Genomic DNA, 26,535 nt, shown 5'->3' with positions numbered 1-26,535 from the left:
GGCAGACAAAAAAATTACCTCCGATCCTGGGTGGACCGGAGGCGAGAAAAGAGGGTGGGAAGGTTTGCTATTATATATACGATACTCACGCCACATTTGTTCCACTTTATGACAAAAAAGGAGTGAAGTCATTTTCAGCACAAAAAAAGTGACCCCGGTCCTGGGTGGACCGGGGTGAGAAAAGAGGGTGGGAAGGTTTGCTATTTATTATACGATGCCCGCCCCGCATATGTTCCATTACAAAACCAGTAATTTGTCGAATCCCATGCGCAAATAACGGTTGACTTTTCCGATTTGCTGTGATAATTTACTCTCGTATTTGCGAAGCAGTAATGACGCAGTCGTGACGGCAAAGCTGCAGTCACATCCCCAAATCTGGCTTAGGGAGAGCAAGTTGTGTCAGCCGGGCTTTGTTATTTAATACGCGTGCTAGAACTTGTATGGTTCAATATCACTGCAACACGCTTGACATCGTTCCGAACAGCCTCATCAATCACTTCTATACCTCAAGCTTTCAGGGAAATGCTCAATGACTAAGAAGCGCATAACAACTAAAATCATGGACGAATTGGTTGCAAGCGCGACTGAAGGGATTAATCGTGGATCTCATTTTGAAGGTGAAATTGAAAGCCTGATGCCCCTTTCCAGTGCCAAGGACAGGCAATTGCACTTGCAGATGGAGAAAATGCTCGTCGAGCTTTCCGAGCAGCAGAGATCATTGCGCTGCCTGATAGAAAATCTGCCGGCAGGCGTTATTCTGGTTGATTCAGAGTTCAAAATACTCGGCGGCAACAGGACATATTTCAGGTTTTACAGTGAAAAGACCCTGCCGCTGGGTGAAAGATTGAATGAAGCGCTGCCGATGGCCGAAGAGTCCGGCCTTATGAAATTGCTCCGCCATGCTCGCGAAAATGGAAAATCGATCCGAGTCCGAAATTTTCGATACGACGGATTTGCACAAGGTCCAAAATTCTGGAGCGGAAGCATTGTTCATCTTAAAATACCTTCCGAAAACGGTCCCATAAATGCCATGGCCGTGCTCGCGCTGGATGTAAGCGATGATGTGAACGCTCGCAACAGACTACAGGAACTGGCTGAGCTGGCTGAAAAAAGAGCTGCTGAGATCGAGATGGAAAAGTCCCGGCTTATAACCTTGCTCGAAGCAGTACCGGTGCCATTACTGGTATATGACGCAGAATGCAATGTTGCACTTCACAACTCGGCGGCAAAGCAGTTATACGAACATAACGCATTTAGCCCTAAATGTGCCTGCAGCTTATTTGATGACAGCGGCAATCACATAAAACCTGACAGCCATCCGTTGGCTCGCTCGATCAGTGGTCAGGCATGCAGTGATGAGACAATTCACTGGCAGAGTCCTGACAGTGGCATGAGAACGTTTCTTGTAAACAGCGTTCCGCTTCGAGACAGCGATGAAAGCATCACCGGCGTCCTGGTAGCAGCTACAGACATCACCGAGCAGGAGTCAGCAAGAAAGCGGATACAAGAGATTTATCAAAGGGAGCATTACATAGCAGACAAACTGCAGAGGAGCTTTGTGCCTTATGAACTGCCCGAGATACAAGGTTTCGAGATTGCCCAGCATTATCTGCCAGCCCTTGACGAAGAACTTGTTGGAGGAGACTTCTACGATGTTTTCACCTTAGGCAAAGGGCAATACGGAGTGGTTATGGCGGATGTATCGGGAAAGGGGCTCAAAGCAGCCGTATACACCGCCATGACCAAGTATATGCTCAGGGCATATGCGCTTCGAGAGAACGACCCCGCCGGTGTCCTGATGAGGCTCAATAAAGCTCTGGCATCCTGCACACCTCCAGAGGTTTTTGTTACGCTTGTATATGCTGTGATCGATGAGCAAAAGCATAGACTCATATATGCAAACGCCGGCCATGAACAACCGATCTTTCATAGCCGCAGGGCCGGATTCGCGACGACTCTGGATGTCACGGGGCCCGCTCTCGGTCTGCTCGGCGAAGCGCATTATCTTGAACATGCGATCAGTCTTTCGGCAGGAGACATCGTGCTTTTTTACACAGACGGAATAACGGATGCGGGACATGGCTGCGACAGACTCGGGCACGAAGCCGTATTGGCTATAATCGAAGATAAAGCGGATGAATCGGTTCGGGATATATGCGATCATATCCTTGACCGGGCGGCTGTGTTATCGGGCGGCAAACTTAGTGATGACGCAGCAATGCTGTTAATCAAGACAAAAGGCGAGGAGCAAGTTTGATGACATGCGCAATACCCGATCTTAAAGTGGACGTAAGTATAGAAAATCCGCCTACGGTAAAACTCACCGGCCAGGTCGGCTTTCACAACAGAGAGCGCATGTCCGAAGCTTTTGAACGGTGTCTGTCTGCAGGCCATCAACTTGTGAAAGCGGACCTGGGTGACGTGCATTATATGGACACCAGCGGTATCTCTGCGCTCATTCAGTGTGCCTACAAAGCCGTTGACAGGGGAGCCGCCATTGAATTGATAGGAGCAAGTGAACAAGTAAGCAGAGTCCTGACCATGTGCGGAGCCGCAGTCTACTTTAACTCAGCCGTCAATGATATGCCTGTAAGCGGCGGGCCGGAATCGACCGATGACGACAGAGGATTTTGGCACATCAGCGACTTCAGCATTCCGGCATGTCCGCAGACAGCCGGTATTGCCCGCAGCCGCATAGAGAACGTTGTCGAATCCATGCCGTTCAGCCGGAGTGAGGCGCAGGATATACTCATCGCCGTTGGAGAGGCAATAGCGAATGCCATAAGACACGGCTGCCTGTGCAATCCTGAGCTTCGAATATCAATAAAGTGCGTCGCCGGTCCGCAAGGGCTTTCTATAGATATCACAGACCCCGGAGCGGGTTTTCTTCCGGATACTATTCCAGAGCACAAGCCGAACTCACTGCTTGAAGGCGGCATGGGTATCTACATGATGCGTATGCTGGTGGATGAGGTGACATTCAAATTCGACGGCACCACTACCGTAAGACTCATTAAGCATGTGAATAAACCTGCACTGGCACGGTCTTAAGTATTTCTTGGTTCGCACTGAAGGGACATCTCTACCGGATGCAGAACTATTGCATGCTATGAGGAAAAAACTTCCCAATCAGTTTCTCAACAATATCCGGCGCCTGCAAGAGGCATATCTCTCTCACTCTGACCCTATCAAGCAATCCGGTTTTTATGGCGGCAAAGCGCAGTGGAAAAGTGAGCGAGAAATCATCCTTAACGCAGTAGAAAAAGACGGCGATTTCCTGGATGTCGGATGTGCCAATGGATACCTCCTCGAATGCCTTGTGGACTGGGCAAAGGCAAAAGGCATCACAATCGAAGCCTATGGCGTAGACATTGGCGCTAATTTGATAGCCTTGGCAAAAGAAAGGTTTCCGAACCACGGGGATCATTTCTGGACGGCTAACGCCTGGGATTGGGTTCCGCCGCGAAAATTCGATTATGTGTATACGCTTTCAGACAATGTGCCCGAACCGTTTATCAGAGATTACTTGTTCAGGTTACTTCGACACTATGTAAATCCCGATGGTGTGTTAATTGTTGGAGCATACGGCAGTTACTCAAAAAATCAGCCGGCTTACAATGTCGCTAAAGCGCTTACGGATGCCGGACTAATAGTGGCAGGCCAGGCAGCCTGCGGTGAACTACCCGTCACCCACATAGCATGGACCGGGAATGTATCAGGAGCGATGGATGAATAGACTTGAGTATCTTCGAGCAACCATAGACAATATTGTGCGAGCGCAACCTGATCTTGAAGAAAGCCGCTGTGGATTCGTACATCTCTACGGTGTGGCAACAGTATGCGCGATGCTTGCACTCAAACGCGGTATAGACCCGGAAATTTGTACAGCAGCCGGTATGCTTCATGACATTTGGGCATACAAAACGGGAAAACCAGCAGACCACGCTCACCTCGGAGCAACGGAGGCCGAGCATCTTCTCCGGGAATCGGGTGATTTTACAGAAAAAGAAATATCTGTTATTTGTGACGCAATAGCCTGTCACAGCAACAAAGGTAAAATTGATACCGATATCTGCGAACTTCTGAAAGATGCTGATGTGTTACAACATCATCTTTATAATACATCTCTTGAAGTGAATAATTCACATCTTGAAAGGCTCAATGCGATTTTCGCAGAACTGGGAATAAAAAATGGTTTGCAACCGCCTGAGAATCTGCCATAATCATTGGTAGGATGCATTCAACGAGTCGTTATTTTCTATTATTACTGGCGCTTCCTCTACTTGCTGCCGTCTTGAGCGGCTGCGGCGGGGGCGGCGGCTCGGCGGGCGCCTCGGCAGCCACACCGGCGGACCTTATCTATACTGAGCAGGAAGCCGAGCAGCACGGCGCATGGACCGTTCTGATATATCTTGATGCGGACAATGACCTGGAAAGCGCCGGGATTAACAATTTTAACCAGATGGAGATGGTCGGCTCGACAAAGAACGTGCGGGTGATTGTCCAGATGGACCGAACGCCGGGCTATGATTCCACAAACGGTGACTGGACCGATACCCGCCGTTATCTGATTACAAGGGACGGCAACACATCTACCATGCACTCCGTCAGGCTTGATAACCCCGCGCTTGGTGAACAGGACATGGGTGACTGGCACACACTAAAAGATTTTGTGGACTGGGGTGTAAGCAAGTTTCCTGCCGACCACTATTGCCTGGTAATATGGGATCATGGCTCCGGCTGGACTATTCGGCTTAACAGCGCAATATCTCAATATAAGTATGTAGTTTCGGACGAGACAAACTCCAGCGGGATGAACGTAACCGATATTCCGCTTGCTCTGGCTGATGTGAATATGGACGTGGTGGCATTTGACGCCTGCCTTATGCAGCAGCTCGAAGTTGCGTATGAGCTTAAAGACTCAGCAGCATATATGGTCGGTTCACCCGCGCCGGAGCCTTCTCCCGGATATGATTACTCTGCGATACTAAACAGAATGGGAGCTTCCACAACACCACAAAACTTGTGCAGAGTTATTGTGAACGAGTATGCTAAGGAATATCCGTCTTATCAAGGTATAATTCAGTCGGCGGTGGACTTGAGACAAATAGCATCGGTGGCCGACGCTGCAAGCGGCTTCGCGGATATTTTGAGATCGCATTCATCTGCGTATGCATATCAGCTTGCCGCTGCTCGCGATAACGCGCTTAACTATTCTCTGTGCAATGGAAGCAGCGACAGGGACAGCCTGGATTTACTCGATTACGCTTATAGATGCACCCAGGCCATTGGTGCATCTGCTGATGACGCGTATAATGAACTGGAACAGGCGATAGGCAATGCGGTGATTGCCGAAGCTCACAATTCGGATACTCCTAATGCGCACGGGCTGGCAGTTTACATGCCTGCCGCAGTAAGATATGATGTCAGATACGGTATGCTAAACCTTGCGCAGTCGACTTTGTGGGATGAATGGATTCAGGCTCAGACCCGATAGGCCAAAACTCTGATGCAGGAAGAAAGCTTGCGACCATATAATCCTAATACGTTCCGCATAACTGAGCGCTGAGTAACTCGAAGCTCTCAGCTAATACGAAGGAGGGAACGACAATGCCCGAATGGACTCTCGTTGCGATAGCAATTTGCCAGATTATCACTACTGCAATAGTATTGCTGACTGCTGCCGCACTGGCTGTAGGAATTATTATGATCAAGAATACGATCAATCGCAAGGCGGACGAAGCCATGGCCAAGGTACAGCCGATTATCAACCAGGCGAAGGCAATATCTGAGCAAGCCCGAGACACAGTAGATGAAGTCAGCGCCAAAGTGGATTCCATAATGACCAGGCTCGAGAGCACGACGGATGAGGTCAGCTCAAAAATAGACTCGATAGCGGCAAGGGTGGACGATACAGTGGGCAGTGTTGCCGGACAGGTCAACTCCACAATCGGCTCGATTATGAACAAAACAGAGTCCACAGTCGACCAGGTAAGCGGCAGCGTTACCGGCGTTACTAAAGCGGTCGAAAATGCGGTCACCCCTCAAGTATCTACCGCAGCTAACTTAGTCGGAGCAGCCACAAGATGCTATGAGATAATTCGTGACATTACCAAGAGCCGACAAGCAAAACAATCGGAGCCGAACGGAAAGGCACCGGACGACTTGGATGGCTGAAATGAACTTAATAGAGTCAATACCTGAGAACGCGCCGCGCTATGGCGGCACACTAGCCCTATGGTTTTCCGGGCATTATCAGTTGGACCCGCGCGACTGGAACAACATACGCGAGTTTAACGGCGAGCATCACCCATTGCACGGTTACTACAAGAGTGATGACCCGGAGGTTCTTGCGCAGCAGTTGCATTATATTCGCAGAGCAGGGATCGATGCAATAGTCTATGATGTGTTTCCTGTGACTCAATGGAACCCTACCGATTTTGCAAAAGACCGCGCGCTTGCTATGTTAATGGACATGCTTGCTCATCAGGAAAATGAATCACGTCGGCTGCAGCTTTTTATATACCTGGAACACTATGTCTCCGACCCGACTCTGGAAGAACTGGAGTTTGCTCTGGACTATATGCGCGAGCATATGTGTGAAGACTCATATTACTATCGATATCACGGTAAACCGCTTGTGGTCTGCTACCTGAACGGTGAAGCGCCGGGACTGGTCGAGATCGAGAAGCGCAAAGAGTATACGGACTATTTTGAGCTAAGGCGTATCCGCCCGTTCTATACCGATGACTGGAGCTATATACAGCCTTTCCCGCAGACGGCTCGCAAAGACTTTATGTGCGCATCTCCGGGCTATGACTCCTATCTTGAAGACGCCTATCTGTCGAAGTATGTTCGCAAAGAAGCAGGCAGGACCCTGGAAGATGTCCGTGAGCACTCCGCCCGAGAGGAACGGGAAGATGGCAGATACTATCTGAAGGAATTAGATCATGCAAAGCAGACTAATCCTGAGATTATAATGGTCTCCACGTGGAACGACTGGCAGTTCGCCAATCAGATAGAGCCTGCCGAAGAATACGGTTACCTATATGTAGACATCACCGCAAGAGCTTTAGGCAGATGGCAGGAGACCGCGCCGTACAGAGAGCCATAGTCATAATCACTAATAGCCCGGCTGATTACTTGAGCTTTTTCCACATCCGCCTGCTGGCGGGTTCATAGCCAAGCTCTTCATAAAAGTCAATTGCACCGGTGTTGAACTCCCATACATTGAGTTCACACCGGTCGCACCCGAGTTCAAGGGACCAATCTTCTACGCATTTCATTAATGCTCGACCGATCCCCATCCCTCGAAACTCACTCTTTATGCCTATATTTTCGATCCAGGTGTATTTACGGCGAACCATCCCCGGAAAAGCAGGGCTTTCTCTATTTGCTGCATTAATTAACCCGACAATTTGCCCGTTGCACTCAGCCACCAGGATGATCAAGTTGTCGGACTCGATTGCATTCTCGATGCTTTCACGAGACCTGACCTGTTCATCCAGCCTGTAAAACACCTGCGGAAGCGCATCCGCATGAAGGTGGTCGAGTTCTCGAAAGACTTCCGAGAGCTGATCGAAATCGTCAATTTTCGCCTGGCGTATTATATAATCCATCGAGTTGATTATATCATGCATGCCGGTTCCTCTGACCATTCCTCATATCGCCGCCTGATCTGACGCACGTGATAAGCAATGTTAGCGGATGCGCATCCCAGCTTTTCACCAGCCTCACGCCACGTGAGCCCCGCAAGCAGGCAGTCGAGCACCTCGCGCTGGGTTGCCTTCAACTCCCCCACAAACTCAGAAACACAAGCGAATGACATCGCCGTGTCGCTCTCTGAGGCTATGGTTTCGACCGGGGCATCCTCAAGCGAACTGCACCGGCGCACTTTGGCGCGCTTTACCGCATCCAACAGCTTCCACCTTGCGCGGGCGATCAGATACTGCTCAGGAGTCCCGATCCTCAGGTCGATCTCAGGAAGAGCCTCCAGCAGGCCCAGCCATGCCTCCTGCAGCAGATCATCAGGGTCTTCCGAACATATGCGACCATAATATGCGGCCATTTTTGCTATTCTAGGGCGCAGGGCCTCGACCAGCTTTCTCTTTGCTAACTGGTCACCCTCGCGCGCCCGTGATATACAGGCGTTCATCTTGGGGTGTCTCCTCCAAACGTAAATCAAGAACAGGAACTTACAGGTACAGCGATAGTGCCATCGCTCGGCAGCGTCTGGAAGAGACTAAGGAGGGGTATTTTTCCTCCAGGTAAGAGCCTGGAAGGAAACTAAACGAACCTTCTCAGAACTTCCACTTGCTGCCGAAACGAGGCTTCTGGTGCGTACTGCCGACGACAATCGGGCAGTGCGACATGTAATTAGTAAACATGCGCATCATCAATTGTGCCTCCTTTCGGTAGATTAAATAGCTCATAGTTATTATCCTCAGATGGCGGTTAATTGCCCACCATCATTAGCATTATCGCACATTATAGCAGGTTTGCTAAAGATGCAGCAAAAAATTTTTATAATTTTTTCTAGCCGCCGGGGCTGTGCGGCTCCGGCGGCCTAAAGAGCAATTTTCCGGGTAGCCACTACCGGCGCCCTGCTCCCGGGGCGGGTGATAGGCTTTTAATCAATTCACCCACCTCCTTCTAGAGGCCTAGTCTGAATCACGCCTCTGATGCAATATAGAAGACACCCGGCAATTTGATAAACTATTCCTCAGTCAGTCTTTTCTGCATAAAACATACAGTAAACGGCATATGATCGAATTTCTTAGTGCCCGTCTCAACAAAACCAAAGCCCTTATACCAATTCTTAAGCCTGGTAGCCTTATCAACTGTTGCGAGTTTGAGCAGAGTTGCGCCTCGCGCTTTCACGTTGTCAATTGCAAACCCGACAAGAATATCACCCAAACCACGACGTCTGAAATCGGGCAAAATCGCTAATTTGCCGAGGTAATAGGCATTTTCGCCGACATTTTCTATCGTGACTGCTCCTACCTGGCACCCATAGATAAATAATCCATGCAGCTCTATCCCCGATCTTAGCATTTCATCAAGCGAAATCCGTGTAATGAAAGCCGGATGTGTGGGGCAGTTCTCCTCAGTGATGCCGAATTCCAGTGCCACGGTTGCGAAGCTCTCGCGGATTACCCGTGCGCTTTCATCTATCTCCGATTGTGCGATCCGCCTGATAGATACAACATCCCTCAGCTCTTTCTCACAATCCATACCTGCTCACCTCCATATTTAAACGTCCCGCGCATACAGTCGCCATATAAAGCTTCAACTTTGAACCCACAGAGTTCAAGCAGGTATTGCATTTCATACCTATAAGCCCAGCGGAGAGACAATTTGTTGTAGATCCTATCCACTGCCTTGCCTTGTGCGTCGAGTTCTTCATATATGAAATCCTGCTCAACCAGTTGATTTTCGACATCATAGCTGCGGGTGTCCCAAACAATTACACGATTGCCCGTGTCCGGATGTGAAAACTCTTTAAGCTTCTTTACCGCGCCGCCAAGGGTGCCCATGTGTTCGGCAACAGTATGGAAACGCACATCGAATGTATTAAATATAAGCTTGCCATTATCCACCATATGCTCACGAATGCACTTCAAGGCTGCGCGCTGGTCTTCAGGGGTAAGTATGTGCTGAAACGCTCGGAATGGAATCGTCACGAGCTTAAACTTCTGATCCAGTGAAAAGCTTCGCATATCTCCCTCGACTAACCTGATCCTGCTTTGCGCCTGCTCAGAAAGAGCCGATATCTTCTCGCGCGCAACCGCAAGCATTGCGGAGGAGTTATCCAGCCCTACAATCTCAACTCCGGCTTCAGCTATCGGGATGAGAGTCCTTCCGGTCCCTGCGCCGAGTTCAAGAACCGGACCGCCGGTCCTAGTTGCCTCATCGACATAGAACTCCACATCACCCACGAGGCCGGTCGAGGTGAGATCGTAGTAGGCTGCATGCACTTCATCGTACAGATACATTTTTGTCTTCTCCTCTGCTTTTGGTTGATCAAAAAAAGGCCGCTTCCCCGGAAGAAGCGGCCTTTGAATTGCTGGTTTAGATGTTTATTACTAAATAAGCCGCTGCTCCGGGGGACGTGCGCTACTATTTGTGCGCAGGGTAGTGTGCACAAAATCAGCGGCGTTATTGATTCCGGCTAAAGACAGCGCCATATTCATTTCACGTCCTCCTTTTGCAAGCATGCGTAAAGTGAGTATATCAGCGGAGATGGGTAGTGTCAAATTCTGTTATTGACGTCCCACTGGCTTTCTCTATATCTATTCTGATCTGTTCTACCAGTTTTTCTGGGCTTTCAAAAGTCATCTCATCGCGCAGGCGTCGGCAGAAGGCTATATCCAGTTTTTTTCCATAGAGGTCACCAATGAAGTCGGAAAAATGCACTTCAATAGTGGTGGTGTCGCCGCCGAATGTCGGCCTGCGGCCAATATTACATACTCCACTGTAAGTGGTATTAGAAATAGATGATTCAACTGCATATACACCGCGTGCGGGGATAATTTGACGCGGGGCTGTTCTTATGTTGGCTGTCGGGAAGCCGAGTGTGCGACCGATCTGTTCTCCTTTAACCACATCGCCGCGCAGCGCAAACCGTCTGCCGAGGAGTTTCGCAGCCTCCTCCATGTCGCCCCGAGATATGAACGCGCGAATGCGAGTGCTGCTTGCAGGTCCTCCGTCAACAATTACGGCGGAAACCGCAGTGATTCCGATACCAATATCTTCCGAAATCTCGTTAAGGTAACGAATATCACCCGCGCGGTCTTTGCCGAATCTGAAATTCGAGCCAACCACAACCTGTTTAGTATGCAGCTTTTCCAGGAGTATTGAGTCGACAAAGTCTTCACGCGTCAGGTTCGCGAGTCTGTGGTCAAACTCCGCTACTATTACCTCCTCGACTCCCAGGGCTTCTATGAGTTCTATCCTTTGGTCGAGGCTGTTTATATATTGCGGGGCGCGAGTGGGCGCAAGAATTTCAGCAGGGTGTTTGTCGAATGTTAGCGCAGCGCTCCTAATTCCACGCTCGCCTGCCACTTGTACCAGCCGCTCAAAGATTGCCCGATGGCCCCAGTGGACGCCGTCGAATACCCCTATTGCAACCGCACGCCCATGCTGCTCACTCCTTACATTGTCCAAACCGTATATAATGCTCATTCGCCCCTCAAAATAGCTGAGAGTGGAGAGTGGAGAGCTCATATGCCGCCACAATACACAATTTCCATTATCTATTTTAGATAATAGTGGGCAAACAGGCAAGTAAGGTCCGCAAACAGGAATCCCCCCGAGCATCCTGATCGTCCGGGGAATTCTAACCCCGGACGCTGTGCGGGCAATAATATAGGTCGGAGGCAGGATTGCCTCCGACCATCAATGCTCCGTAGAACGATGATTATCGGCTATCCATTGTTACATGCAGCAGTGCTTTGAATCTTGTCCTGGAAGTAGTTGTCATATGCGCCCAGGTCAAGGAACCCGTGACCGCTCAAGTTGAAGAGGATAACGGTTTGCTTGCCGGCTTCCTTCGCTCGATTCGCTTCATTTATGGCTTCGCAGATAGCATGAGCGGATTCCGGCGCAGGAATGATGCCCTCAGTCCTGGCAAACAGCACGGCTGCCTCAAACACATCCACCTGATCGAGCGCCACAGCGTCGATCAAGCCTTTGTCCTTCAGAAGACTTACCAGCGGAGCCATACCATGGTATCTGAGCCCCCCGGCATGAATCGCGGGCGGAATGAAGTCCGCGCCCAGTGAGTGCATTTTGAGCAGAGGAGTCATTTGAGCCGTGTCGCCGAAGTCATATTTGTAAGGGCCTTCTGTCAGGGTAGGGCAAGCCTTTGGTTCGACGGCCGTCGCTCTTACATTTTTGCCGGCTATCTTGTCGGCCATAAACGGCACCACAATCCCGCCGAAGTTGCTCCCGCCGCCCACGCATCCGATCACGACATCGGGATATACTCCTGCCATCTCCATCTGCTTCTTCGATTCCAGTCCGATAGCGCTCTGATGCAGAACGACATGGTTCAGCACGCTGCCCAGCGAATATTTAACGTTATCATGTGTCACCGTATCTTCAAGCGCTTCACTGATCGCAATCCCAAGGCTTCCCGGACAGTCAGGGTCTTTGGAGAGGATTTTTCTGCCGAAGTTGGTTTGTTCGCTAGGGCTTGGGTAGACCTCAGCCCCATAAACATGCATCAGCGACTTACGATAAGGCTTCTGTGTAAAGCTGCAGCGGACCATATATACCGTGCAGCCTATCCCGAAGAAACTGCACGCCATAGACAATGCGCTTCCCCACTGTCCCGCACCTGTCTCGGTGGCGATCCGTTTCGTGCCTTCAAGTTTGTTGTAGTAAGCTTGAGCTATTGCCGTATTGAGCTTATGACTTCCGGCTGGGCTTGCGCCTTCATATTTGTAGTATATCTTCGCAGGCGTGCCAAGCGCTTCTTCAAGAAATATCGCCCTGTATAAAGGCGATGGACGCCAGAGAGCCAGCTTTTCAAGCACGGGCTCGGGGATATCTATCCACCTTTGCGTGCTCATCTCCTGTTCAATGACGCCCATCGGAAATATTGGCGCCAGGTCTTCAGGTTTGCAGGGCTGGTTTGTGGCGGGATGAAGCGGCGGCGGAGTTTGGTCTAGGTCTGCGGAAATGTTATACCACTGCGTCGGCATATCTCGTTGCGAGAGGACGAACTGACGTTGTTCCATTATGAACCTCCGGTTTTAGAAGTTTGAGGTAAGATACCGCTCTCTAAACGCAAGGGATTGCAACTGCTGACTCACATTATATCCTATGAACCTGCCTTAAGCAAGTGTGAAGAAGCGGAGCTTGACATGTAGCGTATGTATTATTTGCTTAATAAAACAAGCGTAAGGCAAAGATATATGATACCATCTGAGGATTTTGCCCACGCCGCCAATAATAAGTATGGAGGATGGCAAGAATGTGGATTGCAATTCTTTCTGGTTGGATAATCGGCAGCGTAGCGCTGTATGTATATCTCATCTCAACGGCGAAAGAGCCGGAGCGTGAAGAGTGTTTTGACTGCTCGCTTACAGAGTGCAGCCAGTGTCCGCATAAAGCTCAATCTATAGATCAGCTCAAGCGTGCTGCCTAATAAGCATTGTCACAAAAAATCGCCCGCAATCTTATTCAGATTGGCGGGCGATTTGGCTTTATAGTGTAATAAATATCACCGAACAACATACATAACGATCGCGCTCAACACCATAAAACTGATAGCGGACCATTTGGTGAGTTCTTCAAGTCTTTCCTCGATGCCCGGTTTTCCATGAAACGCAGATTCGGTCTTTCCACCGATAGTGCCGCTCAAGCCCTCGCTTTTAGTTGCCTGAGACATTACGATAGCTATAAGCGCTAAAGCGCTGATCACTTGTAGAGCGATAAATATACCCTTCAACATGATGTTGATTCACCTCGGTTTTGTAGGCCGGACTAATAACATCCTGCCCTTGACATTCAAAATCATATCAGATCGGAAAGCAATGGTCAAGTGCGGTAGAATCAGCATGGCAAATCACAGCAGATATCAGCGCTTTTTTGCGCCGAGTTTATCATAGAGTGCAAGTAGTTTTTTTGCGTCTACGTCCCAATTGTATTCGCGCTGCACTGCTTCACAACCGCATCTGCCCATTTCTTCGCACTCGCTTTCATGCTCAAGCATCCATCGGAACATATTCGCAAGCGCGTCGGTATCTTTTGGATTAACAACTTTTCCAAAACCGGGCTTTTCGACTATCTCGCGCCACAAATCCATGTCGGAAGCCAATATTGGTAGTCCTGCGGACATATATTCGAACATCTTAGTAGGAAAGCTCCGCACATGGTTGGCTATGGGGAGAAACATAATCAGACCGAAACGGGCACGGTTCAGCAGATCGGCAACCTGCTCTCGTGATTGCCAGCCAAGCATTCGAACCCGCTTCCAGCCGGGCATGCTACGAACTCGCTCCTCAAGCGCTGCAGGATAAAACTCTCCCGCGATGTGAACTTCAAAATCGATATCGTCGGGCAGTTTACCTAAAGCTTCAATAATTTCCGGAATCCCTCGCTCAGCAGTTAGCCCTCCTACATATGCGGCAATTCCGGGTCTGTCTCTGAACGGCACACACTCCGCTTTTACCAATTCTCCGAGAATAGGGAAGTTGTTTACAAGCGTGGTCTTCCTTTTAGAAAAACTCTCGGCAAGAGCTGGCCGCGAAGCGATTATGCCGTCAAATACCCAAGATGATATATGTTGCACCACTGTCGCCCCCAGAGCCAGTCCGGGACGGACCCATGCAGGCACCCAATCCTTATATAAGATATCCGATGCAAGTTCTTCATGCACGTCATATATGACCCGCTTTCCCCTGGCCTTCAGGAGCCAGCCTGTAGGGATGAGTTCTGAATCGTGAAAGTGATAAACATCCGCATCCAGTTTCATTGCAGCCCGATAGACCTCACGAGTTGTTTTGAGCATCCTCTCTTTTCGGTTTGAAGGAAGCGGCACTGACAAAAACTTTACACCGTCTCGTTGCTCATCGCATGGCCCCGACACAATATATGTGACATCGTGGCCCGCTGCGGCAAGTGTCTTGCATTCCTTATGAAATATACGCACATCGTAGGGTGCGTGTACAGAAGTCATGTGTACTATCCGCATCATCAAAGCTCCCACTTTTCGCCGTTTTCGTCCGGCAAATCATTGAATTTCAATTTCTGCAAGGAGCCAAAGGGTGATGTCAAACCCACGCATACCATCGGAACAATTCCCCCAGTGAGAAGGCTCGTATGAACTCCCTGCCCCGCATAGGCAAGTGCCACAACACACATTAGCATAAGCGCAATTCTTCGATCCGTATGCCTGAAAGCGCTGTCGACTATCCACATGATAAACGCAGCAACAGCAGATGCCCACACCACACCGAAATATCCGAATGATGCATAGGAATCAGCCCAGATGTGCGCGGTGGCATTCGTGTAATCTCCCGTTGGAAATCTAAGGAAATAGGCTCTTCCTATAACCTGGCCTTTTGGCAAATCATAAGGGCCGGGAAAAAGCCATTCAAGCAGTGAGCTTGAGTGTTGCAGGTGCGCGGGAACGTGGTTTGTAAAAAACTCCAGATAATAGCCCGACAACTGACCTGCATTAAGTATCCAACGTTTGAGAAACAAAAGCGGACCAAATGCAGAAGGACTGATTGCATGCCAGATAACCATGACAGCCGTGGCACCGAATAATGCGTAAAGAAAAGCAACCCCCATTTGTCTGCGCGTGCGTAAAATGAGCACACCCATACCCAAGAGCAGCATTGCAGATACACCGAACCCTCGTAGACTGGTAAGCGCAAACAGCTCGAATTGCAGCAACGTACCTAGAATAACCAGCAATATTTTGCGATTGACCAACCCGAGTGTAGTTATCAATGGGTTAACAACGGTCCCCTGCCACCAGTACAGGTAAATCACCGCACCAGGTAGCCCTATAGATTTGAATTCCTGTCTCAGGCCGCTCACCTCGGCAAATCCCGGTATCATGGTGCGCACTCCCAGATAAGCTATAAGTATGCCATAAGTGGCTGCTGTAAACCCCACTACAGCCAACACGAAATAGAACCGGGAAATTCTCAGCAACGGCAGCTTCAGCGGAGGCAAATACGATATTCTGCACATAAACGCGAAACATACAATTATCAGAAACACATAAAAAGTTATCATGTCATGCGGCAGCAGAGTAACATGGTAAGGAAGAATGCAAGTTGGAACTATCACGGTCAAGTAGAGCAGCCACCACTGATATTGAGACGGTTTCTTCATCTCAGCGGGCATCCAAAAGGCGGGGATTATTCCTAAAACGGTTTGAAGAATATACTCCCAGGTATGCAACCTGGTGTATATCATTCCTACATCTGAATAGATTGGCGCTATGACGTTGGGATATATCCACTGCAGCAGCAAGACGTACGCAAGCGACCCCAGGATAATCAGCAGCCTGCTGCGACGGACTTTCATTGTTTTGCTCCTCCCGGATAAAGGCGGAGTGCAATTCGCCCTGGAAGAAGTCGTTCGAGCCATGGAGGTCTTGTTACAAAAATCACGCCTACATACGCTGTCATAAACACGGCTGTGACTATGGCTTGGAGCGCTAAAGAATGATTATAATGCATAGGAATGAGAATAGCCGTCCCAGCGCACCAAACGGCAAGTGCCGGTAATACTCGCTTGGCGCTAAACTCCATGTCGTAGCACCGATAGCCGATCAGACTTCCCACCAGAGCCGATACGATGTATCCTATTCCGAGAGACCATGCAGCCGAGACGCTCAATGAGAAACCGACGTCTCTAAGGCAAAAGAAAGCAGCAAGTGAAGCAATAGCTCCAGAGCCGTACATCACACTGTTCCACGGTACACGTGATGCGGCGTCAAGCGGACTCCGAAGCATCTCAAGGACAAGTGATCCGGGCAGCGCTATGGCGCATGCTATCACCATTGGGGTATAACTGGCCACTTCAGATCCCAGCCAGGCATGCAGCGCAATCTGAAGCAGTCCCATGGCTGCCAGAGATCCTAGTCCTCCTATTACCAACGAAAACTCCATAGTAATGCTCATAATTCGCCCTGCTTCCGAGCGATGACCATTAGTAAGCAAGTTACTGAGATGCGGCAGAAGGACAAAACCCAATGGAGCTACCACAATTGTAATGGATGAAATGACGCCCAGCAACGTGTTCGCCGCTGCAAGCAGATGCAAATCTCCATTCTTGGAAATCAGCCAGGGAACTGCAAGGTTGAGCAATGCTACGCACACAAGGGTGGAAAGTCTTGGGACTCCAAACATAAGCAGTTGTTTTGCAATACGCCATTGTTCTCTTGCGCATGCAAAGAGAGGCGCTGCATCTTCTTGACGTGTCTGCCAAAGGACAACCGTGAACACCACAGCCGTCATTGTGGAAAGCACTCCTATTGCCCCGACCACAAACTGCATGCTGTAATGCCCTGCGGTCAACAGCAATACTGTGGGAACAATCACCGCTGATACGAACTGAACCAAGTTGGTGATGTGGAATGACATCAGTCCGCGCGCGGCGCTTCCAATCAGTGAACAAAGAGCATTACCTGACAATAGCCATACAAACGGCAAAACCCATGCTTGCATGTGTGCGTTGCCAAACATCAGATAAGCGCTTTGGCGGGGAAAAGCAACCATTGCCAAGCTAAAAACAGCGACCAGCAATGTGCCGAGGCTTAGCCCAGTCCATGTCAGCGATCTGCGGCTTTCCTGTGAGGAGTCCGACAGAGAAGCTCCCAGCTCGCGCGCCAGTGCAATCGGCAGTTGAAGCAGCACAACCCATTGCAGTATACCGCGCACGCGCATGAGCTGTGTGTATCCGCCGAGATCGTCTACGCTCCAATGCCAGCGAATCAGCCAGTAGTGCAGCAGTGTTGCCACAGCCACCGACCCTTGTGTCAAACCGGTCAATACTGCGCTGCGGCGAAATGAAGGCTGTTTGCTCGCGGTCTCTTTACTTGATATTATATCAGGAGCGGAATCTAGACCGTCCATAACTTGCTGTAAATCCCCTCATGCCCCTGCATCCTTGCCCAGTAGAGCGCCAAGGCGTCTGCAATTAGCCCATCAAAAGATCTGACACTCCGGACGCTGTAGCGGCGATACGGCAGTTTTCTTTCGCAGAACCGGCCGTTGGGCAGCCTCATCTCTCGCAGCGACCACACGACCATCTTGTCCGCTAAACGCCCCAGCCGCTCGACAAGCTCGGCTGAAAGTCCCAAATCGGGTCGAACGAGCCTAGTGATCGCATATAGGGCGTCACCAAAGGCAACAGCATGACACTGATGCTTAATACCCGGCAAATGCCAATACTTGCCCGTATTTTCATCAAAGAACATATTTAGCCATATACGCGTGCCCTTCTCAAGCGCCGCGACCACTTCATGGCGTATATCGTTCGGGTAACAGACCGCGATGTCCGCAAGTGCGCCAAGAACCATAGACGTATGGGAGTTATCCACCCTACCTGGGATATTCATCCAACTTGCGAAATATGGCCAAGTGCCGTCATCCTGCTGATGCGCCAGCACCCCTCTTGCCAGCCGCAGCGCCTTCTCTTTGTGGACCTGAGTCCCGCGCAACACATCCCAGCTTGCAAGCAGCGATGCCACATCCGCCCAAATATTAATAACCTGAAGTGGATCATCGGGAGTGTAGCCGACACCCAGCATACCCTCGTGCTCAACCCAGGCCAGTGCTTCTGTAAGGAACCGTATCACTTCGTCGAGCATTTCGGCATAGCGGTCATCTCTATTGATACGTTCCCACATCAGCAACTTACGTGCGACTCTAAGAGAATAGTGCGAGACCGGGACATCCGTTCGCCAGAGCTTGCCCGAACCTGTAATGCACTTGAATCCGAGCGCAAAGCCCCTGGCGGGCGAATTTCCCACAGCGCATGTAACGATCCTGTCTAGAATAGCTCGGGCTTCGTCCAGATGTTTTCGGTCACCATCGACCAGATAGAGCGACATATGAGCGCCGGCGCGGTAGCTGTTACCCATAGGGTCCCAATGCGGTTTAATCCCTCTGAGCCTGCGAAATGCGATAGGGGCTATTATCTCGACTGCATAGAAGCATCTGATTAAAGCCTCGCACAATAGGCTTGTCTTACGTGCATGAAACAAGCTCTCATATAACTTACCTACTCTGTAGTCATAGGTATCATAACCGTAGCCATCGACGGATTTCAGGGTTTCGAGCAGGCGATCCACTGTGGATCGGACCTCTGCTATAAAGCATCCATCCGGGGACGATGCGGCGGCATGTTCAATCAATGCACATCTCCTACTCGTAAGCAGACCGCCAAGCGCCCCGCGTATCAATGATTTTTTTGCCACACAGGCAGTGGGGATCCAAGCTAAGGAATTGTCTATGGTTTACCAGAAGCACCACCACATCCGCAGCTTCCAGCGCATTGTTAATATCGACTAGTTCAACCGGTTGTTCTTGCAGTATGCTTGGCAGGACGTTGACATTCGGCTCAACGGCAAGGATTCGGCCCATACCCATCTGCGCCAGTTCTCTTGTAATCTCAACCGCCGGACTCTCTCTTAGATCATCCACATCGGGTTTGAACGCAAGACCAAGGCACGCAATTGTCGGGTTGGAAAACTCTTTTGCCGCTTTCAGAACGCGCTCGACAACTCTGCCGGGCATTGAATCGTTTACCTGGCGAGATGTTCTGATCAGATTAGCAAGATCAGGCGCCGAATCCACAATAAACCATGGGTCTATTGCAATGCAGTGGCCACCTACACCAGGTCCGGGTTGGAGTATGTTTACACGGGGATGCCGATTAGAAAGCTCTATAAGCTTGAACGGATTTATCGCAAAACGCTCGCATACCAGCGACAGTTCGTTGGCAAAAGCAATGTTTACATCCCTGTAGGCATTCTCAGCTAACTTGCACATTTCGGCAGTGCGCGCATCGGTAGGCAATACATTGCCATGAATGAATCTTTCATAAAAAGCTACGCCCAACCGGGTGGAAAGCTCATCAAGACCGCCTACGACTCTATCATTTTCGACCAGTTCCAGAAATATACGACCAGGCAGCACCCTTTCAGGGCAATAAGCTATGCTCACCTGGTCAGGATGCCCCGCTTCATCTCGCTTTGGAAATTCAAGATCAGGCCTGAGCTTGCTCAGACGGTCCTTAACCACCTCTGTTGTCATTACGGGGCAAGTGGACTCGATTATTATAAGATTGCCGGCCACGAGACGAGGAGCGATAGATTCCGCAGCCGAGATAACGCAAGTGACGTCCGGCTCCTTTTCTTTTGTTATCGGTGTTGGGACAGCAATCACAAAAACATCAGCTTCCGCCGGCTGCTCAAACGCGCGAAAACGTCCGCTGGAAACAGCTTTTTCCAGCATTTCATCCAGTCCGGGTTCAACGCAGTGAGTCTGACCCAAGTTAAGATTGGCTACCACTTCTCTGGAAACGTCGGCTCCGTAGACATCAATATTGTTTGCAGTTAAAACTGTGGCTAAGGGAAGACCAATATATCCAAGTCCAACTACACATACTCGCAGCAAGCCGGTTTCGGTTGCGCGCTTATCGCACTCTGCCAAAGTGGCACCAACTTTTTCCATTTTACCCTCCCACAAAAATAGCTGAAATCGGACAGCTAAGGACTGCCGTCGCTCATTTATGTCTATAGTTGTTTGGTTCCGAATGTGCAGAAGTCGGGACCGGAGCCCCGTCATCTATCGTGGTAAAGCATGGTCTTCAGGCATGACGCTTCTTATATGCGCCTTTTGGGTTCGACATAAAACTTGCCAATCCCATGGAAACCATCAAACCGATCATACCACCCAATACGGCATTTCTGGCCGCGCTTGGAGCGACTTTTTGCTTGTTGGGGTGAGCCTTATCTATTATCTGGTAATCGCCGTCTTCACCGCGCTGGGAGATGGACTCCATCTCATATTGCTGCAACAGCAGTTCATAGGTTTTGGTCAGCGAGGCAACGCGACGCTGCAATCGCATATATTCCAGCCCCATCTGCGGCAGCGTTTCCAGTTTTTTTTGCAGATCGGTTCGTTTATTCTCCAGAAAACTGCGACTCGATTCCAAAGACTTTAACTCAACTTCAAGACCAACCAAATCATTCAGGTCACCGGAATTGGCGAGTTGGCTCCTTATGTCCTGTTGCTGCACGTCCAGTTCGACCAGCTTGCTATCGAGCTCGCTCAACTCTGTAATCATAGCCTTCGTTTGATCATCTATCGAGGCTATGCTGTTACGCTTTTGGAAGATCATAAGATCGTTTTCGGCTTTCTCCAAATCGCGCAGTGTGCCGGTCATCTTGCCTTGGATAAAATCGGTCTTCTTTTTCGAGACCGTAATGACCATCGTACCGAGATTGCCTACCATGGCATTTGCGATTTTTGCCGACAATTCTGGACTTCGTGAACGAACAATCAGACTGATCGTACCATCCTTTTCTTCGTGGACCATTGCCGAGCGAGAAAGCTCCTCTACGGCGGAAGGTATGTTACAAACCCTTCTGTCGGCAAACGCATGACTCTGGAGGAGATTCAACTGGACTATCACACGCCTGTACATTGTTTCACTTTTGAGAAGCGCAATGATATATCCCGAACCGCTGGAACCTTGGCTGAGTCCTATTGGTAAATCTGCCAACAGACCTGCTGTACTTGAGGTCGACTTCACGTAGAGGCTAGCTTTTGACTCATATATGTTGGGCTGCATCTTTGTATAGATAAAAGCAAGTGCCATGCCACCTAATATGAAAGCCAGAAGCAGCTTCCACCTGGCGCGCCACTTCCTAACTTGCTCTCGAAGATCAACCTCAGGATCGTCCTGAAGAGAGTCGCGACGAACCGCGGCATCAGTGCTCATAATTGCGTAAAACCATCCGTGCCCTTGGCATATTAGACCGGCTTCGGTTTGAATAACTTGAACCTGTTTTGTCAAAGCCTGCCTACCTACGTCATTCTATCAGGACACTGTAGGCATGTCAACTCGATTTGGCGTTTGTCGAGGGCGTCTGTCTGATTTAGCGTTTCATGTTCAGCGCAATTCAAAACGCCCCAGTGTTGGACACCAAACAGACGGTTATGCTAAAATACCAACGTGCAAGGTGCCGCGCCGAACGGACGGGGATTCTTTAAGAAACGCTATAAATGGTCTGCATGTGTGGATTAAACGGTGCATTTCTATGAGAGAGTTCTTTCAACTGCTGCCGCGCATATTTGAATCATATGAAAATTTTACTCATCAACCACTACGCCGGCTCAATAAAGCATGGCATGGAATATCGACCATTCTATATGGCTCGCGAATGGGTAAGGCTTGGACATGAAGTAACAATAATTGCTGCTTCAAACTCGCATGTTCGCACCTGTAATCCACAGATCAAAGGCAATATGACTCATGAGGTAATCGAGGGAGTCCATTATATCTGGCTTAAGACTCCAGCGTATTCGGGGAATGGCGTTGGGCGTGTAAAGAACATGCTCAGTTTTACCAATCAACTGCTTCTTCGTAGAATCGAACTTGCACGGACGATCAAGCCGGATGTGGTCATAGCCTCATCTACATATCCCCTGGACAATTATCCAGCCAGCAAAATTGCCCGGCTTGCCTCTGCCAAGTTGATATATGAAGTCCACGACCTGTGGCCGCTATCACCTATGGAGATAGGTGGAATGTCCAAATGGCATCCGTTTATCATGCTGATGCAGTGGGCAGAGAACTATGCATACAAGCACTGCGATAGAGTGGTATCTATGTTGCCGCTTGCAGAGAGCCATATGCTCAAACATGGCCTGGCAGAAGGTAAGTTTTGCTATGTGCCGAATGGGATCGATACAAGCGAGTGGCTGGAAAGCAAGCAGACCATCCCACAGGAGCAAAAAGATATTCTGGATGCGCTGCAAGGCGAGGGCAGGTTTCTTGTTTGTTATGCGGGAGCTCACGGGCCGGCTAATGCACTCGAACGCCTCATGGAAGCAGCCGCTCTGACAGAAGGGTCAAATGCTGTTTTTATTTTAGTCGGGCAAGGGCCTGATAAAGAGAAACTTATAAAAACCGCGAGCAACATGCGTCTTAATAATGTAAGGTTTTTGCCCGCTGTACCGAAGGCATCAATTCCGAGCTTGCTGAGCAAGATGGATGTATTGTACATTGGCCTGGCTCACAAGTCTCTTTTCAGGTTTGGCATCAGTCCGAATAAACTTATGGATTACATGATGGCTGCAAAGCCCGTGGTGCAGTCGATAGATGCAGGTAATGATATGGTGAGCGAGAGTGGGTGTGGCATATCGATATCCACGGGCAGTCAGAAGGATATTGCCGATGCGGTTTTAACTCTTATGAAGATGAACCCCGAAGAGCGCAGTCGAATGGGGGCGCGCGGACATGAATATGTGCTTAAATCTCACGACTATTCGATCTTGGCCAAGCGTTTCCTGGAGGCATTTGTGTAATGAGCGAAGTAGATAGAGTTCGAGAAAGGTACTCCCGTCGAAAGCAAGCAGAAACGTCTTCGTTGTACATTCCAACACGCATAGATGTCTGTCTAAGTACTCAGGAAAAAGAGCGGGCTATAATAAGATGGATCAACAATTACGGTATTGCGCCTGTTGAAAGTAAAAGAGTTCTGGAAGTTGGCTGTGGGACAGGTACAAATCTTCTTTATTTAATCAGCATTGGCTTCAAGCCTGAAAATCTTATTGCAAATGAACTGCTCGAAGAACGTGCAAATACTGCGAGAAACAGACTTCCAAACGCAACCAGAGTAATCTGCGGGGACGCAACCGCACTTGACCTGGAACGCGAATCGTTTGATATCGTATTGCAATCGACAGTTTTCACTTCAATTCTGGACAATCAGTTTCAGCAAAGGCTGGCCGATAAAATGTGGTCGCTTACAAAGCCTGGGGGCGGCGTATTGTGGTACGATTTTGTAATGAATAACCCCAATAATCCCGATGTGCGGGGAGTTCCGTTAAGACGGATCAGAGAACTCTTTCCCGACGGCAAGATATCGTCGTGGCGCGTAACGCTTGCTCCACCGATCAACCGCCGAGTTACTGCTGTACACCCTTGGCTATATAGTTTATTCAATTGCATTCCATTACTGCGAACACACGTATTGTGCTGGATAGAGAAACAGGAATAGTTATGAGTTCATATGTAAACACTTTTTTACCATTTGCACTGCCTGATATAGGTGAGGAGGAAATAGCGGAAGTCGTCGATTCGATGCGCTCCGGCTGGCTTACCACCGGACCCAAAACGCGCCGGTTTGAGCAGGATTTCGCGACCTTCCTGGGAGGAGATGTAGAAACCATCGCGGTAAACTCGGCTACGGCAGGTCTGCATCTTGCGCTCGAATCCCTGGGAATAACTGCAGGCGATGAGGTAATTACTACTCCTTACACATTTACCGCCACAGCCGAGGTCATAAGATATCTTGGAGCAGACCCTGTGTTTGTAGATATCGATCCCAAGACACTTATTATCGATCCTGCTAAGATCGAAGCTGCAATTACCCCGCGCACCAAGATGATTTTACCGGTGCATGTCGGTGGGCTGGCATGTGATATGGATGCCATATACGATATTGCCCACAGGCACAATCTGAAAGTAGTCGAAGACGCGGCTCATGCCATTCCGACGACTTTCAAAGGCAAATTGATTGGCGCAATCGAAAGTGATGCGGTAGTGTTCAGCTTTTATGCTACAAAACCTCTGGCGACCGGCGAGGGCGGAATGATCGTGCTGCGAGATAAAGACAAAGCCGATCGCTGCCGTATGATGCGCCTGCATGGAATCGACCGCGACGTGTTTAACAGATATAATTCCGATAAGCCGTCTTGGTACTATGAAGTTGTGGCTCCAGGCTTCAAGTATAATATGACCGATATAGCGGCAGCTATTGGAATACACCAGCTTACCAAAGTATATAAATTCAGGGCTTCCCGCGAAGCAATTGCCGAGGTGTATAACGAAAGATTTGCTGATCTGCCTTTGATATTGCCACAAAAAGCTCCAGAGGGCGAAATGCATGCATGGCATCTTTACGTCATCAGGTTGACCGATGATGCGCCCATTTCCCGCAATGATTTCATTCAGGAAATGACCAAGCGCGGCATCGGCACGAGCGTGCACTACATCCCGCTCAATATCCATCCATATTGGAGTAAATACTATAATCTTAAAGCTGAGGATTATCCATGCGCAGTTGAGTGTTATGAGCACGCCGTCAGCCTGCCGATCTACACTCGTATGAGCGATGCAGATACCGAGAGAGTTGTTAACGCGGTCCGTGAGATTCTTGCATGAGAGCCGGAAAAAGACTATTCGATCTTTGCTTCACCAGCGCGGGACTGATTGTGCTGTGGCCGGTCTTACTTGTCACAGCAATCATTATCAAATTGGATGACAAGGGGCCGGTCTTCTTTCGCCAGGAGCGCATCGGGCTGCACGGCAAACCGTTCGGGATGTGGAAGTTTCGGACGATGGTCGTGGATGCGGAGAAGATCGGCATGCAGCTTACGGTCGGTAAAGACACTCGTATCACGCGCGCTGGAAGGTTTCTGCGCAAGAGCAAGCTTGATGAGCTCCCGCAGCTATTTAATGTATTTATGGGCGAGATGAGCCTGGTGGGACCTCGCCCGGAAGTCAAGCGATATGTTGAGCTTTACAGTCAACAGCAGCGCGCAGTGCTGGATATACCGCCCGGCATCACCGACCCCGCTTCCATCCGCTACAGGGATGAAAGCACCGTGCTTGCGCAGGCATCCGACCCTGAATCTGCATACATAAATGAAGTGATGCCCGAAAAAATACGCCTCAATCTGGATTATGCACTGCATTCGTCTGTCTTGAGCGACTTCTGGATAATCTTGAAAACCTTGAGGCGAATCTTGTAACTACTTATAAATCAGGTAGAGCCCTATCGGAACCGACCACGCGCTATTCATTGTGCCTGTTGCACATCCACCAAAGAATGGACCGCATTTGCCATTAAAGCCTGCTGCGACTGTCCATGAACTGTATCTACCTAATGGCCTCCATCCCAGCGCACCATTAATCTGATAGCCGTCATATTCACTTGCGATGCTCAAGTGGTCATTGATAGGGTACGAAAGACCCACAAAAGGCCTGTTTAAAAACTTGCCTGCACCGTAGCCGAGTGTAGTATAAATAGATTTGTTATCAATATCGAACTGTTTAGTGGCGACGGCATAATACCCGACTTTGGTATTCATCTTTTGCCTAAACTGCTTCCATTCTTTATTCAACAGGTCCTGAACACCAACCGCAACTGCAGGCACCTTATCGGTTTCCTTAATGCACTGGAGCTGAAAACTCACGGACTTGCTGTCATCCGCAATCCAACTACTCACAGCCATGGCCGACGCGTAAAGCTTTGGCCAACCTCCGAAGCCGAACGCAAGCACGCCTGTGCCATTTTGCTCTTTGTCACTATAGTAAGCATTCAAATGCTCTCCGCTGAAAGCACCCAGGCTAGCATAGCCATTGCCCGGCGTATAAGCTACAGGAATATTTATCTGCATTGCGCCGCGGCCATCAGGCTTGCCGTCCTGGTTGAGTGCTATGCAGCCTCCCGGAAGCGGCGATACATTTGCGTATTGCGTGACTGGAACTTTAATTGCCCAACTGGATGTCGAGAGGAAAATACTACCCAGCAAGGCGCTGACTCGAATGCACTTGGAAATCATTACATACCTCTTAATGTGTATACTCGACTGGTGATATATCATAGCATTGTGTAAATGAACTCTCAAGCTGAATCTGGGTGCATGTCAGATTTACGGAATCACGCTGCAATTTTGGCAGCCTCTAATATATTGCCAGTTCTTTTATTAAGCACTGCAGAGCGCAAATGTGCGATTGTCTCGATTCCGTGCCTCTTCCAGCGCA

The 26,535-nt window shown here is 49.5% G+C and carries 26 protein-coding genes; 12 read left to right on the top strand and 14 right to left on the bottom strand.

What is annotated here, in order from left to right; genetic code table 11:
• The first annotated feature begins 529 nt into the window (after positions 1 to 529).
• The 7 genes from ABFD83_04750 to ABFD83_04720 all read left to right on the top strand — a co-directional run bounded on the left by ABFD83_04750 (position 530) and on the right by ABFD83_04720 (position 7,114).
• A complete protein-coding gene (locus ABFD83_04750; protein MEN6356377.1) occupies positions 530 to 2,257 on the top strand; it encodes a SpoIIE family protein phosphatase in 1,728 nt (575 codons plus the stop codon).
• Complete coding sequence (locus ABFD83_04745; GenBank protein MEN6356376.1) at positions 2,257 to 3,051, top strand: ATP-binding protein; 795 nt, start codon at positions 2,257 to 2,259, stop codon at positions 3,049 to 3,051. Before ABFD83_04750 ends, ABFD83_04745 begins: the two co-directional genes overlap by 1 nt.
• Before the next feature lie 58 nt (positions 3,052 to 3,109).
• Entirely contained in the window at positions 3,110 to 3,736 is a 627-nt protein-coding gene (locus tag ABFD83_04740) for a class I SAM-dependent methyltransferase (protein MEN6356375.1), read from the top strand.
• Positions 3,729 to 4,223, top strand: coding sequence for an HD domain-containing protein (locus tag ABFD83_04735; protein ID MEN6356374.1), 495 nt, complete (start codon positions 3,729 to 3,731; stop codon positions 4,221 to 4,223). Before ABFD83_04740 ends, ABFD83_04735 begins: the two co-directional genes overlap by 8 nt.
• Before the next feature lie 11 nt (positions 4,224 to 4,234).
• Positions 4,235 to 5,497 (top strand): clostripain-related cysteine peptidase, encoded by a 1,263-nt coding sequence (locus tag ABFD83_04730; GenBank protein ID MEN6356373.1) that lies wholly within the window; start codon positions 4,235 to 4,237, stop codon positions 5,495 to 5,497.
• 113 nt (positions 5,498 to 5,610) lie between these two features.
• The gene (locus tag ABFD83_04725) at positions 5,611 to 6,177 is read left to right on the top strand and encodes a hypothetical protein (protein MEN6356372.1); all 567 of its coding nucleotides are present in this window, start codon (positions 5,611 to 5,613) and stop codon (positions 6,175 to 6,177) included.
• Position 6,178: 1 nt separating this feature from the next.
• On the top strand, positions 6,179 to 7,114 hold the full coding sequence (locus ABFD83_04720) for a hypothetical protein (protein MEN6356371.1): 936 nt from the start codon (positions 6,179 to 6,181) through the stop codon (positions 7,112 to 7,114).
• A 25-nt stretch (positions 7,115 to 7,139) separates the two neighbouring features.
• On the opposite strand, the gene ABFD83_04715 is transcribed toward ABFD83_04720, so the two are convergent.
• The 6 genes from ABFD83_04715 to ABFD83_04690 form a co-directional block, all read right to left on the bottom strand.
• A complete protein-coding gene (locus ABFD83_04715) occupies positions 7,140 to 7,640 on the bottom strand; it encodes a GNAT family N-acetyltransferase (protein MEN6356370.1) in 501 nt (166 codons plus the stop codon).
• Complete coding sequence (locus ABFD83_04710) at positions 7,628 to 8,155, bottom strand: sigma-70 family RNA polymerase sigma factor (GenBank protein MEN6356369.1); 528 nt, start codon at positions 8,153 to 8,155, stop codon at positions 7,628 to 7,630. The genes ABFD83_04715 and ABFD83_04710 overlap by 13 nt, the downstream gene beginning before the upstream one ends.
• A gap of 560 nt (positions 8,156 to 8,715) precedes the next feature.
• Entirely contained in the window at positions 8,716 to 9,234 is a 519-nt protein-coding gene (locus tag ABFD83_04705; GenBank protein ID MEN6356368.1) for a GNAT family N-acetyltransferase, read from the bottom strand.
• Positions 9,213 to 9,995, bottom strand: a complete 783-nt coding sequence (locus ABFD83_04700) for a class I SAM-dependent methyltransferase (GenBank protein MEN6356367.1) — start codon at positions 9,993 to 9,995, stop codon at positions 9,213 to 9,215. The genes ABFD83_04705 and ABFD83_04700 overlap by 22 nt, the downstream gene beginning before the upstream one ends.
• 238 nt (positions 9,996 to 10,233) lie before the next feature.
• Positions 10,234 to 11,184, bottom strand: a complete 951-nt coding sequence (locus tag ABFD83_04695) for a bifunctional riboflavin kinase/FAD synthetase (GenBank protein ID MEN6356366.1) — start codon at positions 11,182 to 11,184, stop codon at positions 10,234 to 10,236.
• A 242-nt stretch (positions 11,185 to 11,426) separates the two neighbouring features.
• Positions 11,427 to 12,743 carry a TrpB-like pyridoxal phosphate-dependent enzyme gene (locus ABFD83_04690; GenBank protein ID MEN6356365.1) on the bottom strand — a complete coding sequence of 439 codons (1,317 nt, stop codon included), beginning with the start codon at positions 12,741 to 12,743 and terminating at the stop codon, positions 11,427 to 11,429.
• A gap of 236 nt (positions 12,744 to 12,979) precedes the next feature.
• On the opposite strand from ABFD83_04690, the gene ABFD83_04685 reads away from it, so the two are divergent.
• Positions 12,980 to 13,153 carry a hypothetical protein gene (locus tag ABFD83_04685; GenBank protein MEN6356364.1) on the top strand — a complete coding sequence of 58 codons (174 nt, stop codon included), beginning with the start codon at positions 12,980 to 12,982 and terminating at the stop codon, positions 13,151 to 13,153.
• Positions 13,154 to 13,228: 75 nt separating this feature from the next.
• On the opposite strand, the gene secG is transcribed toward ABFD83_04685, so the two are convergent.
• The 7 genes from secG to ABFD83_04650 form a co-directional block, all read right to left on the bottom strand.
• A complete protein-coding gene (gene secG, locus ABFD83_04680) occupies positions 13,229 to 13,459 on the bottom strand; it encodes a preprotein translocase subunit SecG (protein MEN6356363.1) in 231 nt (76 codons plus the stop codon).
• 126 nt (positions 13,460 to 13,585) lie between these two features.
• Complete coding sequence (locus ABFD83_04675) at positions 13,586 to 14,704, bottom strand: glycosyltransferase family 4 protein (protein MEN6356362.1); 1,119 nt, start codon at positions 14,702 to 14,704, stop codon at positions 13,586 to 13,588.
• Positions 14,704 to 16,050, bottom strand: a complete 1,347-nt coding sequence (locus ABFD83_04670; GenBank protein ID MEN6356361.1) for a hypothetical protein — start codon at positions 16,048 to 16,050, stop codon at positions 14,704 to 14,706. Before ABFD83_04670 ends, ABFD83_04675 begins: the two co-directional genes overlap by 1 nt.
• Positions 16,047 to 17,603: a hypothetical protein gene (locus tag ABFD83_04665; GenBank protein ID MEN6356360.1), complete on the bottom strand. Its 1,557-nt coding sequence runs from the start codon at positions 17,601 to 17,603 to the stop codon at positions 16,047 to 16,049. Before ABFD83_04665 ends, ABFD83_04670 begins: the two co-directional genes overlap by 4 nt.
• Entirely contained in the window at positions 17,591 to 18,886 is a 1,296-nt protein-coding gene (locus ABFD83_04660; protein MEN6356359.1) for a hypothetical protein, read from the bottom strand. Before ABFD83_04660 ends, ABFD83_04665 begins: the two co-directional genes overlap by 13 nt.
• A 10-nt stretch (positions 18,887 to 18,896) precedes the next feature.
• Complete coding sequence (wecC, locus tag ABFD83_04655) at positions 18,897 to 20,207, bottom strand: UDP-N-acetyl-D-mannosamine dehydrogenase (GenBank protein ID MEN6356358.1); 1,311 nt, start codon at positions 20,205 to 20,207, stop codon at positions 18,897 to 18,899.
• 136 nt (positions 20,208 to 20,343) lie between these two features.
• On the bottom strand, positions 20,344 to 21,480 hold the full coding sequence (locus ABFD83_04650; GenBank protein MEN6356357.1) for a GNVR domain-containing protein: 1,137 nt from the start codon (positions 21,478 to 21,480) through the stop codon (positions 20,344 to 20,346).
• A 362-nt stretch (positions 21,481 to 21,842) separates the two neighbouring features.
• Here ABFD83_04650 and ABFD83_04645 point away from each other — a divergent pair, with 362 nt between their 5' ends.
• Genes ABFD83_04645 through ABFD83_04630 form a run of 4 tightly spaced genes read left to right on the top strand, consistent with a single transcriptional unit; the run spans position 21,843 to position 25,520 of the window.
• On the top strand, positions 21,843 to 23,069 hold the full coding sequence (locus ABFD83_04645; protein MEN6356356.1) for a glycosyltransferase family 4 protein: 1,227 nt from the start codon (positions 21,843 to 21,845) through the stop codon (positions 23,067 to 23,069).
• Positions 23,069 to 23,764, top strand: a complete 696-nt coding sequence (locus ABFD83_04640; protein ID MEN6356355.1) for a class I SAM-dependent methyltransferase — start codon at positions 23,069 to 23,071, stop codon at positions 23,762 to 23,764. The genes ABFD83_04645 and ABFD83_04640 overlap by 1 nt, the downstream gene beginning before the upstream one ends.
• Before the next feature lie 2 nt (positions 23,765 to 23,766).
• Complete coding sequence (locus ABFD83_04635; protein MEN6356354.1) at positions 23,767 to 24,930, top strand: DegT/DnrJ/EryC1/StrS family aminotransferase; 1,164 nt, start codon at positions 23,767 to 23,769, stop codon at positions 24,928 to 24,930.
• Positions 24,927 to 25,520 (top strand): sugar transferase, encoded by a 594-nt coding sequence (locus ABFD83_04630; protein ID MEN6356353.1) that lies wholly within the window; start codon positions 24,927 to 24,929, stop codon positions 25,518 to 25,520. The genes ABFD83_04635 and ABFD83_04630 overlap by 4 nt, the downstream gene beginning before the upstream one ends.
• Here the strand turns inward: ABFD83_04630 and ABFD83_04625 are convergent, their stop codons facing one another.
• The gene (locus ABFD83_04625) at positions 25,521 to 26,333 is read right to left on the bottom strand and encodes a YjbH domain-containing protein (protein MEN6356352.1); all 813 of its coding nucleotides are present in this window, start codon (positions 26,331 to 26,333) and stop codon (positions 25,521 to 25,523) included.
• Positions 26,334 to 26,535 lie beyond the last annotated feature (202 nt).

Source organism: Armatimonadota bacterium (assembly GCA_039679645.1).
Taxonomy (GTDB): domain Bacteria; phylum Armatimonadota; class UBA5829; order UBA5829; family UBA5829; genus UBA5829.
The sequence above is the reverse complement of the archived record's forward strand: the minus strand, read 5'-3'. Positions and strand labels throughout refer to the sequence as shown.

Excerpts from the sequence above, each read along its gene's own strand:
- ABFD83_04690 (MEN6356365.1), bottom strand. The coding sequence starts at position 12,743 with ATGGAACAACGTCAGTTCGTCCTCTCGCAACGAGATATGCCGACGCAG.
- ABFD83_04740 (MEN6356375.1), top strand. The coding sequence starts at position 3,110 with ATGAGGAAAAAACTTCCCAATCAGTTTCTCAACAATATCCGGCGCCTG.
- secG (MEN6356363.1), bottom strand. The coding sequence starts at position 13,459 with ATGTTGAAGGGTATATTTATCGCTCTACAAGTGATCAGCGCTTTAGCG.
- ABFD83_04725 (MEN6356372.1), top strand. The coding sequence starts at position 5,611 with ATGCCCGAATGGACTCTCGTTGCGATAGCAATTTGCCAGATTATCACT.
- ABFD83_04750 (MEN6356377.1), top strand. The coding sequence starts at position 530 with ATGACTAAGAAGCGCATAACAACTAAAATCATGGACGAATTGGTTGCA.
- ABFD83_04625 (MEN6356352.1), bottom strand. The coding sequence starts at position 26,333 with ATGATTTCCAAGTGCATTCGAGTCAGCGCCTTGCTGGGTAGTATTTTC.
- ABFD83_04695 (MEN6356366.1), bottom strand. The coding sequence starts at position 11,184 with ATGAGCATTATATACGGTTTGGACAATGTAAGGAGTGAGCAGCATGGG.
- ABFD83_04645 (MEN6356356.1), top strand. The coding sequence starts at position 21,843 with ATGAAAATTTTACTCATCAACCACTACGCCGGCTCAATAAAGCATGGC.
- ABFD83_04670 (MEN6356361.1), bottom strand. The coding sequence starts at position 16,050 with ATGAAAGTCCGTCGCAGCAGGCTGCTGATTATCCTGGGGTCGCTTGCG.
- ABFD83_04630 (MEN6356353.1), top strand. The coding sequence starts at position 24,927 with ATGAGAGCCGGAAAAAGACTATTCGATCTTTGCTTCACCAGCGCGGGA.
- ABFD83_04650 (MEN6356357.1), bottom strand. The coding sequence starts at position 21,480 with ATGAGCACTGATGCCGCGGTTCGTCGCGACTCTCTTCAGGACGATCCT.
- ABFD83_04665 (MEN6356360.1), bottom strand. The coding sequence starts at position 17,603 with ATGGACGGTCTAGATTCCGCTCCTGATATAATATCAAGTAAAGAGACC.
- ABFD83_04685 (MEN6356364.1), top strand. The coding sequence starts at position 12,980 with ATGTGGATTGCAATTCTTTCTGGTTGGATAATCGGCAGCGTAGCGCTG.
- ABFD83_04710 (MEN6356369.1), bottom strand. The coding sequence starts at position 8,155 with ATGAACGCCTGTATATCACGGGCGCGCGAGGGTGACCAGTTAGCAAAG.
- ABFD83_04715 (MEN6356370.1), bottom strand. The coding sequence starts at position 7,640 with ATGCATGATATAATCAACTCGATGGATTATATAATACGCCAGGCGAAA.
- ABFD83_04635 (MEN6356354.1), top strand. The coding sequence starts at position 23,767 with ATGAGTTCATATGTAAACACTTTTTTACCATTTGCACTGCCTGATATA.
- ABFD83_04705 (MEN6356368.1), bottom strand. The coding sequence starts at position 9,234 with ATGGATTGTGAGAAAGAGCTGAGGGATGTTGTATCTATCAGGCGGATC.
- ABFD83_04700 (MEN6356367.1), bottom strand. The coding sequence starts at position 9,995 with ATGTATCTGTACGATGAAGTGCATGCAGCCTACTACGATCTCACCTCG.
- ABFD83_04730 (MEN6356373.1), top strand. The coding sequence starts at position 4,235 with ATGCATTCAACGAGTCGTTATTTTCTATTATTACTGGCGCTTCCTCTA.
- ABFD83_04720 (MEN6356371.1), top strand. The coding sequence starts at position 6,179 with ATGAACTTAATAGAGTCAATACCTGAGAACGCGCCGCGCTATGGCGGC.
- ABFD83_04675 (MEN6356362.1), bottom strand. The coding sequence starts at position 14,704 with ATGATGCGGATAGTACACATGACTTCTGTACACGCACCCTACGATGTG.
- ABFD83_04745 (MEN6356376.1), top strand. The coding sequence starts at position 2,257 with ATGACATGCGCAATACCCGATCTTAAAGTGGACGTAAGTATAGAAAAT.
- wecC (MEN6356358.1), bottom strand. The coding sequence starts at position 20,207 with ATGGAAAAAGTTGGTGCCACTTTGGCAGAGTGCGATAAGCGCGCAACC.
- ABFD83_04640 (MEN6356355.1), top strand. The coding sequence starts at position 23,069 with ATGAGCGAAGTAGATAGAGTTCGAGAAAGGTACTCCCGTCGAAAGCAA.
- ABFD83_04735 (MEN6356374.1), top strand. The coding sequence starts at position 3,729 with ATGAATAGACTTGAGTATCTTCGAGCAACCATAGACAATATTGTGCGA.